Genomic DNA, 15,622 nt, shown 5'->3' with positions numbered 1-15,622 from the left:
TCGTGTTCCGACCGCCACGCGGTCACTCGTTCGCGGTCGCGCCGGCGTGCGCGGTGACCCCGGCCTCGGCCCGCTGGGCGGTCGCCGGGTCCTTCCAGACGTGCACCCGCTGCGGCGGCCGCTGGTCCAGGCCGGTCAGCCCGGCCGTGGCGCCGAGCGCCTCGGCGTACACCTGGTCGGCGTCGAGCCGGCGCAGCTCTTCGGCCAGCTCGTCGCCGAGCGGGCGGCGGACCAGCGGCAGCGTCCGGTCCTCCTGGCCGGTACGCCGGAAGATCGCGATGCTGTCGTCGCGGGTCAGCGACAGCTCGTCGCCGTTGGCGCAGCGCAGCTGCACCTGGCGCATCCGGGGGAACTCGTCGGTCGGCTCCCAGACCGGGTCGATGCCGAGCCGGGCGGCCAGCCAACCGCGCATCAACGCGGCCGTCGGGTCGGTCGCCGGCGCCACCACGGTCGCCTCGGTGACCTGCGCCTGGGTGGTGTCGAAGGCGCCCGCGACCAGGGTGCGCCACGGGGTGATCCGGGTCCAGGCCAGGTCGGTGTCCCCGGGCGCGTAGTCGTGCGCCCGCTGCCGCAGCGCGGCGATCGGGTCGACGGCCTGCGCGCTGTCCGTGATCCGCCGGTCCGCCACCACGCCGAGGAAGTCGGTCGCGATCTCCTCCGGCGGCTCGCCGTGCCACCAGGTCACCACCGGCACGTCCGGCACCAGCAGCGGCATCACCACCGACTCGGCGTGCAGCGCGAGCCGGCCGTACATCCGGGTCACCACCGCCTCGCACGGGCCGAGTCGGCCGCCGACGACGATCTCCGCGTCCAGCCGGTTGCGGTTGCGCTCGACGTCCGAGCGGACCACCACCAGCAGCCGGCAGGGGTGCGCGGCGGCGGCGATGGTCGCCGCGGCCTCTGCCTCCCGGACCCGCTTCTCGTCCACCACCACGATCAGGGTGAGCGCCATCCCGCTGGCCACCCCGCCCGCGCTGCGCCGCTCGGCGGCGAGCGCCTTGACCACCTCGTTGCCGGTGGTGTCCCACAGCCCGATCAATGGAGCCTCCTGGTTCGCTCGCTCTGCTCGCTCACGCTCTTCGCCAAGCCCGGCCCTCGCGAGCCAGCATCTCGTCGGCGGCCCGGGGACCCCACTCGCCGGCCCGGTACGGCTCCGGCTTGGTGCCCTCCCAGGCGTGCTCCAGCGGGTCGACCACCTGCCAGCTCTGCTCCACCTCGGCGGCGTCCGGGAAGAGCGTCCGGTCACCGATCAACACGTCCAGCACCAGCCGCTCGTACGCCTCGGGGCTGGACTCGGTGAACGCCTCGCCGTACTGGAAGTCCATCGCGATGTCGCGGACCTCCATGGTGGTGCCGGGCACCTTCGAGCCGAACTTCAGCACCACGCCCTCGTCGGGCTGGACCCGGATGACGAGCTGGTTGGGGCCGAGCGACTCCATGTCGGCCTCGTTGAAGGGCAGGTGCGGCGCCTTCTTGAACATGATGGCCACCTCGGTGACCCGCCGGGGGAGCCGCTTGCCGGCCCGGATGTAGAACGGCACGCCGGCCCAGCGCCGGTTCTGGATGCCGAGCTTCACCGCCACGTACGTCTCGGTGGTGGAGTCCGGCGGCACGCCCTCCTCCTCCAGGTAGCCCTTGGCCCGCTCGCCGCCCACCCAGCCGGGCAGGTACTGGCCGCGCACGGTGTCCCGGGCGATATCGGCCGGGATCGTGATGGCCTTGAGCACCTTGAGCTTCTCGGCGCGGATCTCGTCGGCGTCGAAGCTGGTCGGCTCCTCCATGGCCACCAGCGCCAGCAGCTGGAGCAGGTGGTTCTGCAGCACGTCGCGGGCGGTGCCGACCGAGTCGTAGAAGGCGGCCCGGGTGCCGATGCCGACGTCCTCGGCCATGGTGATCTGCACCGAGTCGACGTACTTGGAGTTCCACAGCGGCTCGAACAGGTTGTTGGCGAAGCGCAGCGCCAGGATGTTCTGGACCGTCTCCTTGCCGAGGTAGTGGTCGATCCGGAACACGTCCTGCCGGGTGAACACGTCGTCGACCAGGTCGTTGAGCGCCTTCGCCGAGGGCAGGTCGTTGCCGAACGGCTTCTCCACCACGACCCGGCGCCAGCCGCCGGACTTGGCGTTGTCGGCCATGCCGGTGCGGGCGAGCTGCTTGAGCACCACCGGGAAGGCCGCCGGGGGGATGGAGAAGTAGAAGGCGGCGTTGCCGGCGATGCCGTGGGTGTCGCGCAGGTCGTCCAGCGTCGCCGCCAGGTGGTCGAAGGCGGCGTCGTCGTCGAACGAGCCACCCACGAACTTGATGTTGCCGGCCAGCCGGGCCCACACCTCGTCCCGCCACGGGGTCCGGGCGTGCTTGCGGGCCGCCTCGCAGGCCAGCGTCTCGAAGTCCCCGTCGCCCCAGTCCCGGCGGGCGAAGCCGAGCACCACGAACCCGGGGGGCAGCAGCCCCCGGTTGGCCAGGTCGTAGACCGCCGGCAGCAACTTCTTCCGCGACAGGTCACCGGTCACGCCGAAGATCACCAGGGCGCACGGCTCCGGGATCCGTGGCAGGCGCCGGTCCTGCGGGTCGCGCAGCGGGTTCACCGGGCCACCTCCTCGCTCCGCTTGGTTGGCGTCAATCATCGTCACGTCAGTGTCCGTCCGGCCAGTGCGAGCAGCTGGGCGAGGCCCGCCGCCCGGTCGGTCAGGTGCAGGCGCAGCAGCGGGCGACCCCGGCCGGCCAGGGCCTGCCGGTCGCCCGCGGCCTGGGCCGCCTGGAGTTGCGCGAAGGTGTACGGGCGGCCGGGCACCGGCAGATCATCGGTGACCGCGCCGGTCACCTGAAGATAGCTCCCGACCGCCGGACCGCCCTTGTGGTACTGGCCGGTGGAGTGCAGGTACCGCGGCCCCCACCCGAAGGTGACCGGCGCCGGGGTGGCCCGCGCCAGCAGCGGGCGCAGCCGGGCCGCCTGCGCGTCGGCGCACCGGTCCAGGTACGCCGTCACGGCGAGGTAGCCGTCGTCGGGCACCCCGTCGAGCAGCCAGCGCAGCGCGCCGGTCAGGTCGGGCGGGCCGCCCACCGGGGCGTACACCTCGACGGCGCCCTCGACGAACGCCGGCTCCTCCGCCGGCGCGCCCTCGGTCAGGATGCGCGCGGTGTTCTCCTTGGCCGCGGCCACGTCCGGCTGGTCGAACGGGTCGACGCCGAGCGTCACCGCGGCGACCGCCGTGGCGTACTCCCAGGCCAGGAACTGGGCGCCGAGCGGACCGTTGACCGCCAGGTCGGGCGCGACGCCGCCGCCCGGCACCACCCCCGGGGCCAGCGACCCGCCGTAGGTCACGGTCAGCACGCCGTCGCCGGTGGCCCCCGGGCTGTCCGGCGACTCCACCACCACCGGCAGCAGGCCGCGGCCGCCCTTGCCGGTGGACTCGGCGAGCAGTTGCTCCACCCAGTCACCGAGGCCGTCCAGGCCGGAGCCGTCGGAGACCAGGGCGATCCGGTCCCGGCCCGCGCCGGCCGCGGCGGCCAGGGCGGCGCCGAGCGCCAGCGCGGGATTGTCCCGGTCCCCGGCCAGCGAGCCGGCGAACGCCTCCGCCTCGTCCAGCAGCGCGGGCACCTCCGCCCCGATCAGCGCGGCCGGCACCAGCCCGTACGCGGTCAGCGCGGAGTATCGGCCGCCCACGTCGGGGTCGGCGAGGATGGCCAGCACGCCCAGCTCGGCGGCGGTGGCCTCCAGCGGGGAACCCGGGTCGGTGACCACCACGACGTGCCGGGCCGCCTCCGCCTCGGTCGCCCCGCCGTCGAGGAACGCCTGCCACGCCGCGCGCAGGTGGCTGTCGGTCTCCACGGTCGTGCCGGACTTACTGGCGACCACCAGCACGGTCCGGTCCAGCCGGCCGGTCAGTGCCGCCCGGACCTGGCCGGGGTCGGTGGTGTCCAGCACCGTCAGCGGCCGGCCGGTGGTCCGGGCGATCACCTCGGCGGCCAGCGAGGAGCCGCCCATCCCGGCGAGCACCACGTGGTCGAGGTCGGCCAGTTCGGCGGTGAGCTCGGCGAGCTGGGGAAGCAGTTCGCGGCTGCGCCGGTGGGTGTCCAGCCAGCCGAGCCGCTGCCGGGCCGTCGCCTCGGCCGCGGGCCCCCACAGGGTGGGGTCCTGGGCGGCCAGCCGGCCGGGTACGCCGGCGGCGAGCAGCGCGTCCCGGGTGGCGCCCGGGTCGACCCCGGCCGCCCGGTGCACGGCGAGCCCGGCCGCCGCCTCGACGCCGGCCAGCTGCTCGGTCACGTCCGCCACCGCGCCGGTGGGGCGACGACGGGCGGCGCCCCGGGAGTCCCCGGGGCGCCCGCACCACGCATCGTCACGCGTTGCCCCCGGCCGCCTCGGCGGCCCGCGCGTTGCCGGTGGCGGCCTCGTTGGGGCGACCGGCGCCCCGGGCCGCCTCGGCCAGCGACTTCTTCACCCCGTCGATCAGTTCCAGCCAGCTCGCCTCGAACTTCTCCACGCCCTCGCGTTCCAGGGTCGCGATCACGTCGGCCATGTCGACGCCGACCGACTCCAGGTCGGCGAAGACCTTGCGGGCCGCGTCGTACGAGCCGGTGATGGTGTCGCCGCGGGTCTCCCCGTGCTCGGCGTAGGCGTGGATCACCGCCTCCGGCATGGTGTTGACGGTGCCGGGGGCGATCAGCTCCTCGACGTAGATGACGTCCCGGTAGTCGGGGTTCTTCGTCGAGGTGGAGGCCCACAGCGGCCGCTGCGGGTGGGCGCCCGCGTCGGCGAGGGCCTGCCACCGGTCGGAGGAGAAGACCTGGCTGTAGCGCTCGTAGGCGAGCTGGGCGTTGGCCACGGCGGCCTTGCCGCGCAGCGCCTTCGCCTCGTCGGAGCCGATCTTCTCCAGCCGCTTGTCGACCTCGGTGTCGACCCGGGAGACGAAGAACGACGCCACCGAACCGATCTTGGACAGGTCGTGCCCGTTCGCCTTCGCCTGCTCCATGCCGGCCAGGAACGCCTCCATGACCTGGGAGTAGCGGTCCAGCCCGAAGATCAGCGTGACGTTCACGCTGATCCCCTCGGCCAGGGTCGCGGTGATCGCGGGCAGGCCGTCCTCGGTCGCCGGGATCTTGATGAAGAGGTTGGGGCGGTCCACCAGCCACCACAGCGCCTTGGCCTCGGCGACGGTCTTCTCCGCCTCGTGGGCCAGCCGCGGGTCGACCTCGATGGAGACCCGGCCGTCCACGCCGTTGCTGCCGTCGTACGACGGGCGCATCACGTCGCACGCCCAGCGCACGTCGTACGTGGTGAGCATCCGGACCGCCTCTTCCACGTCCACCCCACGGGTGGCGAGGTCACGCAGCTGCCAGTTGTACTCGTCGGCGTCGCTCAGCGCCTTGGCGAAGATCGTCGGGTTGGTGGTCACCCCGGCCACGTGCTGCTCCCGGCGGAGCTGGTCCAGCCCGCCGGAGCTCAGTCGTACCCGGGAGAGGTCGTCGAGCCAGACCGCCACGCCCGCGGCGGTGAGATCCTTCAGCCTGTCCGTCATGCCGTCCACGCTCCCTCAGTTGCCGGTCGTGAAACCGGTGATGTCGCCCACCCGGGTCAGCGCCGCGTGCGCGGCGGCCACGATCCGGTCGGGGGTGAACCCGAACTGCTCGAAGAGCACGGTGTAGGGCGCGCTCGCGCCGTAGTGCTCGATGCTCACGCACTCGCCGCTGTCGCCGACGATCGCCCGCCACGACATGGCGATGCCCGCCTCCACGCTCACCCGTGCCTTTACCCCGCGCGGCAGCACCGACTCCCGGTACGCCTCGTCCTGCGCGAAGAACCACTCCTGGCAGGGCATGGAGACCACCCGGGTGGGGGTGCCCTCGGCCTCCAGCCGCTCCCGGGCGGTCAGGCAGAGCTGCACCTCGGACCCGGTGCCGACGATAATCACCTGCGGCTTGCGGTTGGACGCCTCGGCCAGCACGTACCCGCCCTTGGCGGTGCCCTCGGCGCCGGCGTACTCCTGCCGGTCGAGGGTGGGCAGCGCCTGCCGGCTCAGCGCCAGCGCGGTCGGCCGGTCGGTGTGCTCCAGCGCCTGCCGCCACGCCCAGGCGGTCTCGTTGGCGTCGGCCGGGCGGACCACGTCCAGGCCGGGGATGGCCCGCAGCGCGGTCAGGTGCTCGATCGGCTGGTGGGTCGGGCCGTCCTCGCCGAGCCCGATCGAGTCGTGCGTCCAGACGTAGGTCACCGGCAGCTTCATCAGCGCGGCGAGCCGCACCGACGGGCGCATGTAGTCGCTGAAGACCAGGAAGGTGCCGCCGTACGGGCGGGTGCCGCCGTGCAGGGCGATGCCGTTGAGGATCGCGCCCATGGCGTGCTCGCGGATGCCGAAGTGCAGCGTGCGGCCGTACTCGTCGCCCGGGAAATCCTTGGTGGCGTGGGCGGCCGGGACGAACGACGGCTCACCCTTCATGGTGGTGTTGTTGCTCTCCGCCAGGTCGGCCGAGCCGCCCCACAGCTCCGGCAGCACCGGGGCGAGCGCCTCCAGCACCTTGCCGGAGGCGGCCCGGGTGGCCACGCCCTTGGCGTCCGCCGGGAAGGTGGGCAGCGCGTCGGTCCAGCCCCGCGGCAGGGTACGGGTGGTCATCCGGTCGTAGAGGGCCTTGCGCTCGGTGTTGGCGCCGGCCCACGCGTCGAACGCCTTCGTCCACTCCTGCTCGGCGGCCTCGCCGCGGCCCAGCACCTGACGGGCGTGGCCGAGGACCTCCTCGTCGATGTCGAAGGTCTTGTCCGGGTCGAAGCCGAGGATCCGCTTGGTGGCGGCCACCTCCTCGCCGCCCAGCGCCGAGCCGTGGATCTTGCCGGTGTTCTGCTTGTTCGGCGCGGGCCAGCCGATGATGGTGCGCAGCGCGATGAAGGAGGGGCGGGCGGTCTCCGCCTTGGCGGCCAGCAGCGCCTGGTAGAGCGCCTCCACGTCCTCGTGGTAGTCGCCCTGGTCGGCGTCGCCGCGCCGCCAGTCGACGGTCTGCACGTGCCAGCCGTACGCCTCGTAACGGGCGGCCACGTCCTCGCTCTTGGCGATCCGGGTGTCGTCCTCGATCGAGATCTCGTTGTCGTCGTAGATCAGGCAGAGGCTGCCGAGCTGCTGGTGGCCGGCGAGCGCGCTGGCCTCGTGGCTGATGCCCTCCTCGATGTCGCCGTCGGAGGCGATGCACCAGATGTGGTGGTCGAACGGGGAGGTGCCCGGCTCGGCGTCCGGGTCGAACAGGCCGCGCTCGCGGCGGGCGGCCATCGCCATCCCGACCGCGTTGCCCAGGCCCTGCCCGAGCGGGCCGGTGGTGGTCTCCACCCCGGGGGTGTGCCCGTGCTCCGGGTGGCCCGGAGTGAGCGAGCCCCACTGCCGCAGCGCCTTCAGGTCCTCCAGGCTCAGCGGGTAGCCGGAGAGGAAGAGCTGGATGTAGAGGGTGAGGCTGGAGTGCCCGGCGGAGAGCACGAACCGGTCGCGGCCGGCCCAGTTCGGGTCGGCCGGATTGTGCCGCATCACCCGGTTGAACAGCAGGTAGGCCGCCGGGGCCAGGCTCATCGCCGTGCCGGGGTGGCCGTTGCCGGATTTCTCCACGGCGTCCATGGCCAGCACGCGTACGGTGTCCACGGCGCGGCGGTCGAGGTCGGACCAGTTGAGAGCGGATTGCTCGGATCGCTTGGCAGCCACGATGGTTGTGCTCCTCGGCAGATGGGCGGAACCCTCACTGATGACCCTATCGAGCGTGCCTAAACGTCCGCCCGGGGATCTGTGCACGCTGTCTAGTACGTTCCGGTGGGGTGCCGCGTTCACTGTGACGGCCCGCACCCCGGTCGGGTCGCCCGGGCAGCGAAAACGACGACGCGTAGTGTGTGTGCCGGTGTGCGGGCCCGCGACGCGGGCGCGTGACCGATCTCCCCGCCGACGCCGGAAGGTGGCAATCCGTGAGCACGATCACCGAGCGCCCCGTCAGCAACCCTGCCGGGCAGCCGCCGGTGCGCACGGTGCCCGAGGCGTCGGCGGTCGCCCGGCGGGACGTGCGGGCCGTGGTGGCCGCGTACGTCGCGCTGACCAAGCCCCGCATCGTCGAGCTGCTGCTGGTGACGACCGTGCCGGCGATGATGCTGGCCGACGGCGGCCTGCCGTCGTTGTGGCTGATGGCGGTGGTGCTGATCGGCGGGTCCCTGGCGGCCGGCGCGGCCAGCGTCCTGAACTGCTACATCGACCGGGACATCGACCAGTTGATGCGGCGCACCAAGCGGCGCCCGCTGCCCGCGCACACCGTGTCGCCGCGCGCCGCGCTGGTCTTCGGCCTGGTGCTGGCGGCGGTCTCGATCGCGCTGATGGTGGCCTTCACCAACCTGTTGGCCGCCGCCCTGACCCTGGCCGCGATCGTCTACTACGACGTCGTCTACACCCTCTGGCTCAAGCGCACCACCACGGCGAACACGTTCTGGGGCGGGGCCTGCGGGGCGGCGCCGGTGCTGATCGGCTGGGCCGCCGTGACCGGGTCGCTGGCGCCGCAGGCGTGGGTGCTGTTCGGGGTGGTCTTCTTCTGGCAGATGCCGCACTTCTATCCGCTGGCGATGAAATACAAGGCCGACTACGCCCGCGCGGGCATCCCGATGCTGCCGGTGGTGGCCTCCGCGCGCCGGGTAAACGCCGAGATCCTGATCTTCGCCTGGCTGACCGTGGCCACCTCGCTGGCGCTCTGGCCGCTGGGGATGAGCGCGATCTACGGGGTACCCACGGCGGTGGTGGGCGGGTTCTTCCTGCTCGAGGCGCACCGGCTCTGCCGCCGGGTGAGCCGGGGTGAGGCGGAGAAGCCGATGCGACTGTTCCACTGGTCGACCACGTACCTGACCATCGTCTTCGCCGCGGTGGCCCTCGACGCGCTCATCTGAGCCGCGTTTTCCCAGCTCATCGGCGGTCGCCGGGGGCGCGACGCGCCCGAGGTGAACGTGAATGAGGAATTGTTCTCGGTCACGCTCCGTCGTTACAACCCGGACACATCAGGGCGAAGTCGCCCGACCGTTTCGCCCGGTAATTTCCGACCTGTCCGGGCAATTCACCGATGCTCCCCGGTAAACCCGTAGGTAATTGGCATCACAATTCGTACACGGTTCACCCTCCTGCGGTGGCGATGGTGCATAGGCTTCGCGTCATGGCAGATGGTTCCGATTCGACGCTGACGGCCGAGCAGAGCGCGCAGGCCCCCAACGGCCTGGTCGCCGGCCTCCGGTCCTTCGCCGCCGGGCACGGTGGCGCCAAGGCCGTCATCGAGTACGTCGGCAAGCGCGGTGCCCGGATCGTCCTCGTGGGCGAGGACGGCGTGTGGGGTGACCAGTTCGCGGACGACACCGTCGTCGCGCGGGAGGCATGCGCCAAGGCCGGCGTGACCGTGGAGAACGCCTGGGAGCGCGAGCTGATGGACCAGATGCGCCCGAGCAACGACCTCTGGCGGTCGATGGCCCGGCGCACGATGGCCCGTTGACATAAAGTGACAGACCACCACCAGTCGACCCGGGGGGAACCCCGGGTCGCTCTCGTCACCTGTGCCGCGCTGCCCGACCTCGACCCCGACGACCGGCTCGTGCTGGCCCCGCTCGCCGCCCGTGGCATCGCCGCCGAGGTCGCCGTCTGGGACGACCCGGCCGTGGACTGGTCCGCCTACGACCTGGTCGTGCTCCGCTCGCCCTGGGACTACGCGCTGCGCCGCGACGAGTTCGTCGCCTGGGCGCGCACCGTGCCGGCCCTGGTCAACCCGGCCGACGTGGTCGCCTGGAACACCGACAAGCGCTACCTGGCCGAACTGTCCGCCGCCGGGGCGGCCACCGTGCCGACCGAATGGGTCGCGCCCGGGGAGGACTGGACGCCGCCCGCCGACGGCGAGTACGTGCTCAAGCCGGCGGTCAGCGCCGGCAGCCAGGACACCGGCCGGTACGACATGGCCGACCCGGAGCACCGCGAGCTGGCCGAGGCGCACGTGCGGCGGCTCTCCGCCGCCGGCCGGGTCACCATGGTCCAGCCCTACCTCGACGCGGTGGACACCGCCGGGGAGACCGCGCTGCTCTTCCTCGCCGGACCGGACGGGCTGGCCTTCAGCCACGCCATCCGCAAGGGCCCGATGCTCACCGGCCCGGACCGGGGCGAGCCCGAGCTCTACAAGGAGGAGCGGATCGACGCCCGCACCGCCACCCCGGAGCAGCGCGCCGTCGCCGAGCGGGTGCTGGCCGCCGTGCCGGGCGGCACCGACCGGCTGCTCTACGCCCGGGTCGACCTGATCCCCGGCCCGGACGGCGCGCCCGTGCTGGTCGAGCTGGAGCTGACCGAGCCGAGCCTGTTCGTCGGGTACGCCGACGGCGCCCCGGACCGGCTCGCCGACGCGATCGCCACCCACCAGGCCCACCTGGCCCGCCGGGCCTGACCGCGCGGCGTCGCGTCCCCGGGCGAGATGCGGCGGGTGGGGGTGTCCTGGCCCTGGGACGGGCCGAGATGCGGCGGGTCGGGGTGTCCTGGCCCGGGGACGGGCCGAGATGCGGCGAGTCGGGGTGCCCTGGCCCGGATGCGGCGGGTGGGAGTGTCCTCGCTCGGGGATGGGCCGAGATGCGGCGGGTGGGGGTGTCCTGGCCTTCGCCGCCGAGGCCGGCTGAGGCGCCGGCTCAGTCGCGGTCGGTGTGGTTGCGGTCCCAGCGACCGCCGATCGGCGGGGTGTCCAGCCGCAGCGCCGCCGTCGACCCGGCGAGGTCGTTGTCCTCGACCGCGCACGACACGCAGCTCCCCGCCTCGGTGACCCACAGCCCGTACGCCTGGGTGTCGGCGTCCCGGTGCCAGATCCGGTTGCCGCGCACCGTGGCCGAGTCGAACGGGGCGGCCACCGCGATCCCGGCGTGGTCCGCCGACCCGTCCGGCAGCTCGTACGCCGAGCCGGGCGACGGCGTGGCCTCGTTCCAGGCCGTCGTGCCGTCGGGGCGTACCTCGGCCAGGGAGAGCTGGTTGCCGGTGTTGTCCGCCACCACCGCGTCCCGGGAGCCGCTGCGGACGACCTTGCCCCGGTGCCCGCCGGCCGGCCAGTCCGCCGCGCCGTCGGTGACCTCGCGCGGGCCGTAGCGCACCGCGTCGCCGGCGCCCCGGTGGGCCGGCGCGGACCGGCGACCGTTGTCCCGGATCCGGTTGCCGACGATCGACGCGTCGCGCATCGGCCGGTCGACCCGGATCCCGTCCAGCGCGTTCTCCCGGATGTCGTTGTCCTGGATCACCACGTCGCTGGCCGCGCCCCGGTAGCCGTGGCCCAGGTCGTGCTCGTGGTAGCCGTACCCGCCGTTGCGGCTGATCCGGTTGCCCTGCACCGTGTACGGGCCGGGGGTGTTGCCCATGCTGATGCCGTCGCCGACGTTGCAGTCGAGCACGCAACCGGTGAGCAGGCCGCCCCGCCCGGCGACCCCGGCGGTGCCGTTGGCCGAGACGTCGAAGCTGGCCTCCAGGTTGTTGGTCATGGTGCAGCCGGAGACGATCAGCCCGTCCGCCCCCCAGTCCGAGATGCCGAACCGGTTGGCCTGGCTGTGACAGCCGATGATGCGGATGCCCCGCGGCGGCTCCCAGTAGTCCTTCTGCAGCTCCAGGAAGATGCCGTTGGTGCCGTTGCCGACCGTGGTGCAGTTGGCGATGGTGAGCCGCTCCACGTCGCCCCAGCCGCCGATGCCGACGCCGATCCCGGCCCCGCCCATCTGCAGGCCGTTGTCCAGCCGGCCGCAGCCCACCGTGACCACCCCGTCGATCAGGCTGTCCTGGAGGAAGTCGCAGCCGAGACCGGTCGCCCCGGTGTGGTGGATGTAGAGGTTGCGGAACACGCCGCGCACCACGTATTGCAGGCCCAGGCCCTTGGCCAGGTAGTCGTACCCGGTCTGGCCCACCCCGGCGCCGTCGATCTCGAAGTCGGCGAAGGTGCAGTCGGTGATGTGCCGGTCCCGGTCCGCGCCGTGCTGCACGGTGGTCCAGTAGGCGAGCGGGACCGGGGCGGCGCGGTTGCCCTCGTTGCTGAGCAGGAACCGGGTCGCCGCCGGGCCGGCGCCGATCAGCGAGACGCCGCTGCGCCAGACGGTGCCGGCGTCGCGGATCGAGTACAGGCCCGGCGGGCAGTAGATCACCCGCGCCCGGCCGTCGGCGTCGTATCCCGCGCCGAGGTGGTCCACCAGCGCGGCCAGGGCCGGTTGGTCGTTGGTCACCCCGTCGCCGGTGAGCCCGAACTCGCGGGCGTCGCACCACAGCGGCGCGCCGGCCACCGGGGTCAGCCGCTGCGGGGTGGTCGTGGCAAGGCCCTTGCGCGACACCGGGTGCTCCCCTCGGGCGTACGGTCCGTCCGGGCCGCTTTCCCGCTCCCGCCGGGCGGTAACGCCCGGCTCAGGCGGCGGCGCCCACCGGCTCGGCGGCGGGCGCGGCCGGGGCCGGCGGGGTGGCCGGGCGCCGCTCCCGGGTGGCCCAGAGCACGCCGAGCGTGGCCAGCAGCACCAGGCAGGAGCCGAGCATGTGCGCGGCGACCAGCAGCGCGGGCAGGTTGGTGAAGTACTGCACGAACCCGATCAGCCCCTGGCCCAGCTCGACCGCGAGGAGCACCCCGGCGGCCCGGGCGGCGCGCTGCGCGCCGACCGCGCGGAACGCGAAGAGCAGCGCCACCGAGAGGCCGATCAGCAGGAAGACGCCGTCGGCGTGCACCTGGGAGATCGTCGCCGGGTCCAGGCCGTTGCGGGCCGCGCCGTGGTCGCCGGCGTGCGGGCCGCTGCCGGTCACCCAGGTGCCGACCACCAGCACCGCCGCGCTGACCACCGTGGTGAGCCAGGCCAGGGTACGCAGCGGCGCCGGCACGGTCGGGGTCACCGGCCCGTCCGGCTCCCCGACGCGCCGCCAGAGCGCGTACGCGGCGGCGATCACCACCATCGAGGCGAGGAAGTGCAGCCCGACCACCCACGGGTTGAGGTTGGTGAGCACGGTGATGCCACCGATGACCGCCTGGGCCGGGATGCCGAGCAGCACGCCCACCGCCAGCGGCAGCAGCCCGCGGCGGCGGGGCCGGTGGGCCAGCACGGCGAGCACCACGGCCAGCGCGATGAGGCCCACCGCGAAGGTGAGCAGCCGGTTGCCGAACTCGATCACCCCGTGCACGCCCATCTCGGGCGTGGTGGTGTAGGAGTCGTCGGTGCACCGGGGCCAGGTGGGGCAGCCGAGGCCGGAGGCGGTGAGCCGGACGGCCCCGCCGGTGACCACGATCGCCACGTTCGCGATGATCGAGGCGAGCGCCAGGCGGCGCAGCAGGGTGGTGGAGGCCGGCAACCGGACGGATCGCTTCACGGTGCGAATCCTACGCACCGTAGTTGATCCCGATCGGGTGACTCCGCCGAGCCGGTGGTCGGGATCACCGGACCCCGGGTTTGCGGGCCTGGAGCGAATTACGTAACGTTGCCGTTGTGAAAAACGTGGCGGCGCCTTCCGGAGGGCCGGTGACCAGTTCGGTCGCCGGCGTCCCGGCGTCCGCCGACCTCTCCACCCGGGACCGGGTGACCCAGCTGCTGCTGGAGCGGGGGGCGACCACCGCCGCCCAACTCGGCTCGGCGCTGGGGCTCAGCCCGGCGGCGATCCGCCGGCACCTCGACGCGATGCTCGCCGACGGTGACGTGGTCGCCCGCGAGCAGGCGGTGCGGGGCAGCCGGGGCCGGGGCCGCCCGGCCAAGGTGTTCCTGCTGACCGACGCGGCCCGGGTGCGCTGCGGCACCCACCACTACGACAACATGGCCACCGCCGCGCTGCGCTGGATCGCCCGCAGCGGGGGAGCGCGGGCGGTCGAGGCGTTCGCCGCCGAGCAGGTCGCCGCGTTGGAGAACCGCTGCCGCTCCGCCATGGAGGACGCCGGGGACTCCCCGCTGGCCCGGGCGGAGGCGCTTGCCGACGCCCTGACCGCCGAGGGCTACGCTGCCAACGCGTCCACGATCGCCTCCGGCGGCCAGCTCTGCCAGCACCACTGCCCGGTGGCGCACGTGGCCGCCGAGTTCCCCCAGCTGTGCGAGGCCGAGACGGCGGTCATCTCCCGTCTGGTCGGCACCCACGTGCAGCGCCTGGCCACCATCGCGCACGGCGACGGGGTGTGCACCACGCACATCCCGGCCCAGCCGCGTGCCCAGTCCGGTAACACCGTCACCACTGTGAGGACAGATAAATGACCGAGCAGATCGTCCAGCCCCTGACCCAGGAGGAGCAGCTCGCCGCCCTCGGTCGCTACGAGTACGGCTGGGCCGACCCCGACGTCGCCGGGGCCGCCGCCCAGCGCGGCCTGAACGAGGCGGTGGTGCGGGACATCTCGGCGAAGAAGAACGAGCCGGCCTGGATGCTCGACCTGCGCCTGAAGGGCCTGCGGCTGTTCGGCCGCAAGCCGATGCCGGCCTGGGGCGCCGACCTCACCGGGATCGACTTCGACAACATCAAGTACTTCGTCCGGTCCACCGAGAAGCAGGCCACCAGCTGGGAGGACCTGCCGGAGGACATCAAGAACACCTACGACCGGCTGGGCATCCCCGAGGCGGAGAAGCAGCGGCTGGTCGCCGGCGTCGCGGCGCAGTACGAGTCCGAGGTCGTCTACCACAAGATCCGTGAGGACCTCGAGGAGCAGGGCGTCCTGTTCCTGGACACCGACACCGCGCTGCGCGAGCACGAGGACGTCTTCAAGGAATACTTCGGCACGGTGATCCCGGTCGGCGACAACAAGTTCGCCGCGCTGAACACCTCCGTGTGGTCCGGCGGCTCGTTCATCTACGTGCCGAAGGGCGTGCACGTGGAGATCCCGCTGCAGGCGTACTTCCGGATCAACACCGAGAACATGGGCCAGTTCGAGCGGACCCTGATCATCGTCGACGAGGGCGCGTACGTGCACTACGTCGAGGGCTGCACCGCGCCGCTCTACTCGTCGGACTCGCTGCACAGCGCGGTCGTCGAGATCGTGGTCAAGAAGAACGCCCGCTGCCGCTACACGACCATCCAGAACTGGTCGAACAACGTCTACAACCTGGTCACCAAGCGCGCCGTCTGCCACGAGGGCGCGACCATGGAGTGGGTCGACGGCAACATCGGCTCCAAGGTCACCATGAAGTACCCGGCGGTCTACATGACCGGCGAGCACGCCAAGGGCGAGGTGCTCTCGGTGGCCATGGCCGGCGAGGGCCAGCACCAGGACGCCGGCGCCAAGATGGTGCACGCCGCGCCGCACACCTCCTCGACCATCGTGTCGAAGTCGATCGCCCGGGGTGGCGGCCGGACCTCCTACCGGGGCCTGGTGCAGGTGCTGGAGGGCTCGCACCACAGCCGCAGCACGGTCAAGTGCGACGCGCTGCTGGTCGACACCATCTCCCGCTCGGACACCTACCCGTACGTCGACATCCGCGAGGACGACGTGGCGATGGGACACGAGGCGACCGTCTCCAAGATCAGCGATGACCAGCTCTTCTACCTGATGAGCCGCGGTCTGAGCGAGGACGAGGCGATGGCGATGATCGTGCGCGGCTTCATCGAGCCGATCGCCAAGGAGCTCCCGATGGAATACGCGCTGGAGCTCAACCGCCTGATCGAGCTCCAGATGGAGGGCGCGGTCGGCTGACGCC

General features: G+C 72.8%; 12 protein-coding genes. 5 read left to right on the top strand and 7 right to left on the bottom strand.

The features are described from left to right. Positions 1–22: 22 nt before the first annotated feature. The 5 genes from K7640_RS12340 to tkt all read right to left on the bottom strand — a co-directional run bounded on the left by K7640_RS12340 (position 23) and on the right by tkt (position 7,670). Positions 23–1,039 carry a glucose-6-phosphate dehydrogenase assembly protein OpcA gene (locus K7640_RS12340; RefSeq protein ID WP_222954915.1) on the bottom strand — a complete coding sequence of 339 codons (1,017 nt, stop codon included), beginning with the start codon at positions 1,037–1,039 and terminating at the stop codon, positions 23–25. 31 nt (positions 1,040–1,070) lie between these two features. Next, positions 1,071–2,624, bottom strand: a complete 1,554-nt coding sequence (gene zwf, locus K7640_RS12335; RefSeq protein ID WP_222955116.1) for a glucose-6-phosphate dehydrogenase — start codon at positions 2,622–2,624, stop codon at positions 1,071–1,073. Between the two features lie 2 nt (positions 2,625–2,626). Beyond that, positions 2,627–4,264, bottom strand: coding sequence for a glucose-6-phosphate isomerase (locus K7640_RS12330; protein WP_222954914.1), 1,638 nt, complete (start codon positions 4,262–4,264; stop codon positions 2,627–2,629). 73 nt (positions 4,265–4,337) lie between these two features. Further along, positions 4,338–5,516: a transaldolase gene (gene tal, locus K7640_RS12325; RefSeq protein WP_222954913.1), complete on the bottom strand. Its 1,179-nt coding sequence runs from the start codon at positions 5,514–5,516 to the stop codon at positions 4,338–4,340. A gap of 15 nt (positions 5,517–5,531) precedes the next feature. Continuing rightward, the gene (tkt, locus tag K7640_RS12320; protein ID WP_222954912.1) at positions 5,532–7,670 is read right to left on the bottom strand and encodes a transketolase; all 2,139 of its coding nucleotides are present in this window, start codon (positions 7,668–7,670) and stop codon (positions 5,532–5,534) included. A gap of 254 nt (positions 7,671–7,924) precedes the next feature. On the opposite strand from tkt, the gene K7640_RS12315 reads away from it, so the two are divergent. From K7640_RS12315 to K7640_RS12305, 3 genes are all read left to right on the top strand, one after another. Continuing rightward, complete coding sequence (locus K7640_RS12315; RefSeq protein ID WP_222954911.1) at positions 7,925–8,884, top strand: heme o synthase; 960 nt, start codon at positions 7,925–7,927, stop codon at positions 8,882–8,884. A 260-nt stretch (positions 8,885–9,144) separates the two neighbouring features. Beyond that, complete coding sequence (locus K7640_RS12310; RefSeq protein WP_222954910.1) at positions 9,145–9,474, top strand: hypothetical protein; 330 nt, start codon at positions 9,145–9,147, stop codon at positions 9,472–9,474. A gap of 6 nt (positions 9,475–9,480) precedes the next feature. Beyond that, positions 9,481–10,407 carry a RimK family alpha-L-glutamate ligase gene (locus K7640_RS12305; protein ID WP_222954909.1) on the top strand — a complete coding sequence of 309 codons (927 nt, stop codon included), beginning with the start codon at positions 9,481–9,483 and terminating at the stop codon, positions 10,405–10,407. 235 nt (positions 10,408–10,642) lie between these two features. On the opposite strand, the gene K7640_RS12300 is transcribed toward K7640_RS12305, so the two are convergent. Then, positions 10,643–12,310, bottom strand: a complete 1,668-nt coding sequence (locus tag K7640_RS12300) for a right-handed parallel beta-helix repeat-containing protein (protein WP_222954908.1) — start codon at positions 12,308–12,310, stop codon at positions 10,643–10,645. 70 nt (positions 12,311–12,380) lie between these two features. Beyond that, positions 12,381–13,343, bottom strand: coding sequence for a heme A synthase (locus K7640_RS12295; protein WP_374198084.1), 963 nt, complete (start codon positions 13,341–13,343; stop codon positions 12,381–12,383). Between the two features lie 98 nt (positions 13,344–13,441). Between K7640_RS12295 and K7640_RS12290 the strand changes: the two genes are divergently transcribed. Further along, the gene (locus K7640_RS12290; RefSeq protein ID WP_374198083.1) at positions 13,442–14,191 is read left to right on the top strand and encodes a helix-turn-helix transcriptional regulator; all 750 of its coding nucleotides are present in this window, start codon (positions 13,442–13,444) and stop codon (positions 14,189–14,191) included. Beyond that, the gene (gene sufB / locus K7640_RS12285; RefSeq protein WP_222954906.1) at positions 14,188–15,618 is read left to right on the top strand and encodes a Fe-S cluster assembly protein SufB; all 1,431 of its coding nucleotides are present in this window, start codon (positions 14,188–14,190) and stop codon (positions 15,616–15,618) included. Before K7640_RS12290 ends, sufB begins: the two co-directional genes overlap by 4 nt. Positions 15,619–15,622 lie beyond the last annotated feature (4 nt).

The sequence above is a fragment of the Micromonospora sp. PLK6-60 genome (assembly GCF_019890675.1).
In the GTDB taxonomy this organism is placed as follows: Bacteria; Actinomycetota; Actinomycetes; order Mycobacteriales; family Micromonosporaceae; genus Micromonospora.
This window is presented reverse-complemented; position numbering and strand designations above follow the sequence as displayed.

What these genes read in the sequence shown, in the direction of transcription:
- tal (WP_222954913.1), bottom strand. Translation starts at nt 5,516, where the DNA reads ATGACGGACAGGCTGAAGGATCTCACCGCCGCGGGCGTGGCGGTCTGG.
- zwf (WP_222955116.1), bottom strand. Translation starts at nt 2,624, where the DNA reads ATGATTGACGCCAACCAAGCGGAGCGAGGAGGTGGCCCGGTGAACCCG.
- sufB (WP_222954906.1), top strand. Translation starts at nt 14,188, where the DNA reads ATGACCGAGCAGATCGTCCAGCCCCTGACCCAGGAGGAGCAGCTCGCC.
- K7640_RS12310 (WP_222954910.1), top strand. Translation starts at nt 9,145, where the DNA reads ATGGCAGATGGTTCCGATTCGACGCTGACGGCCGAGCAGAGCGCGCAG.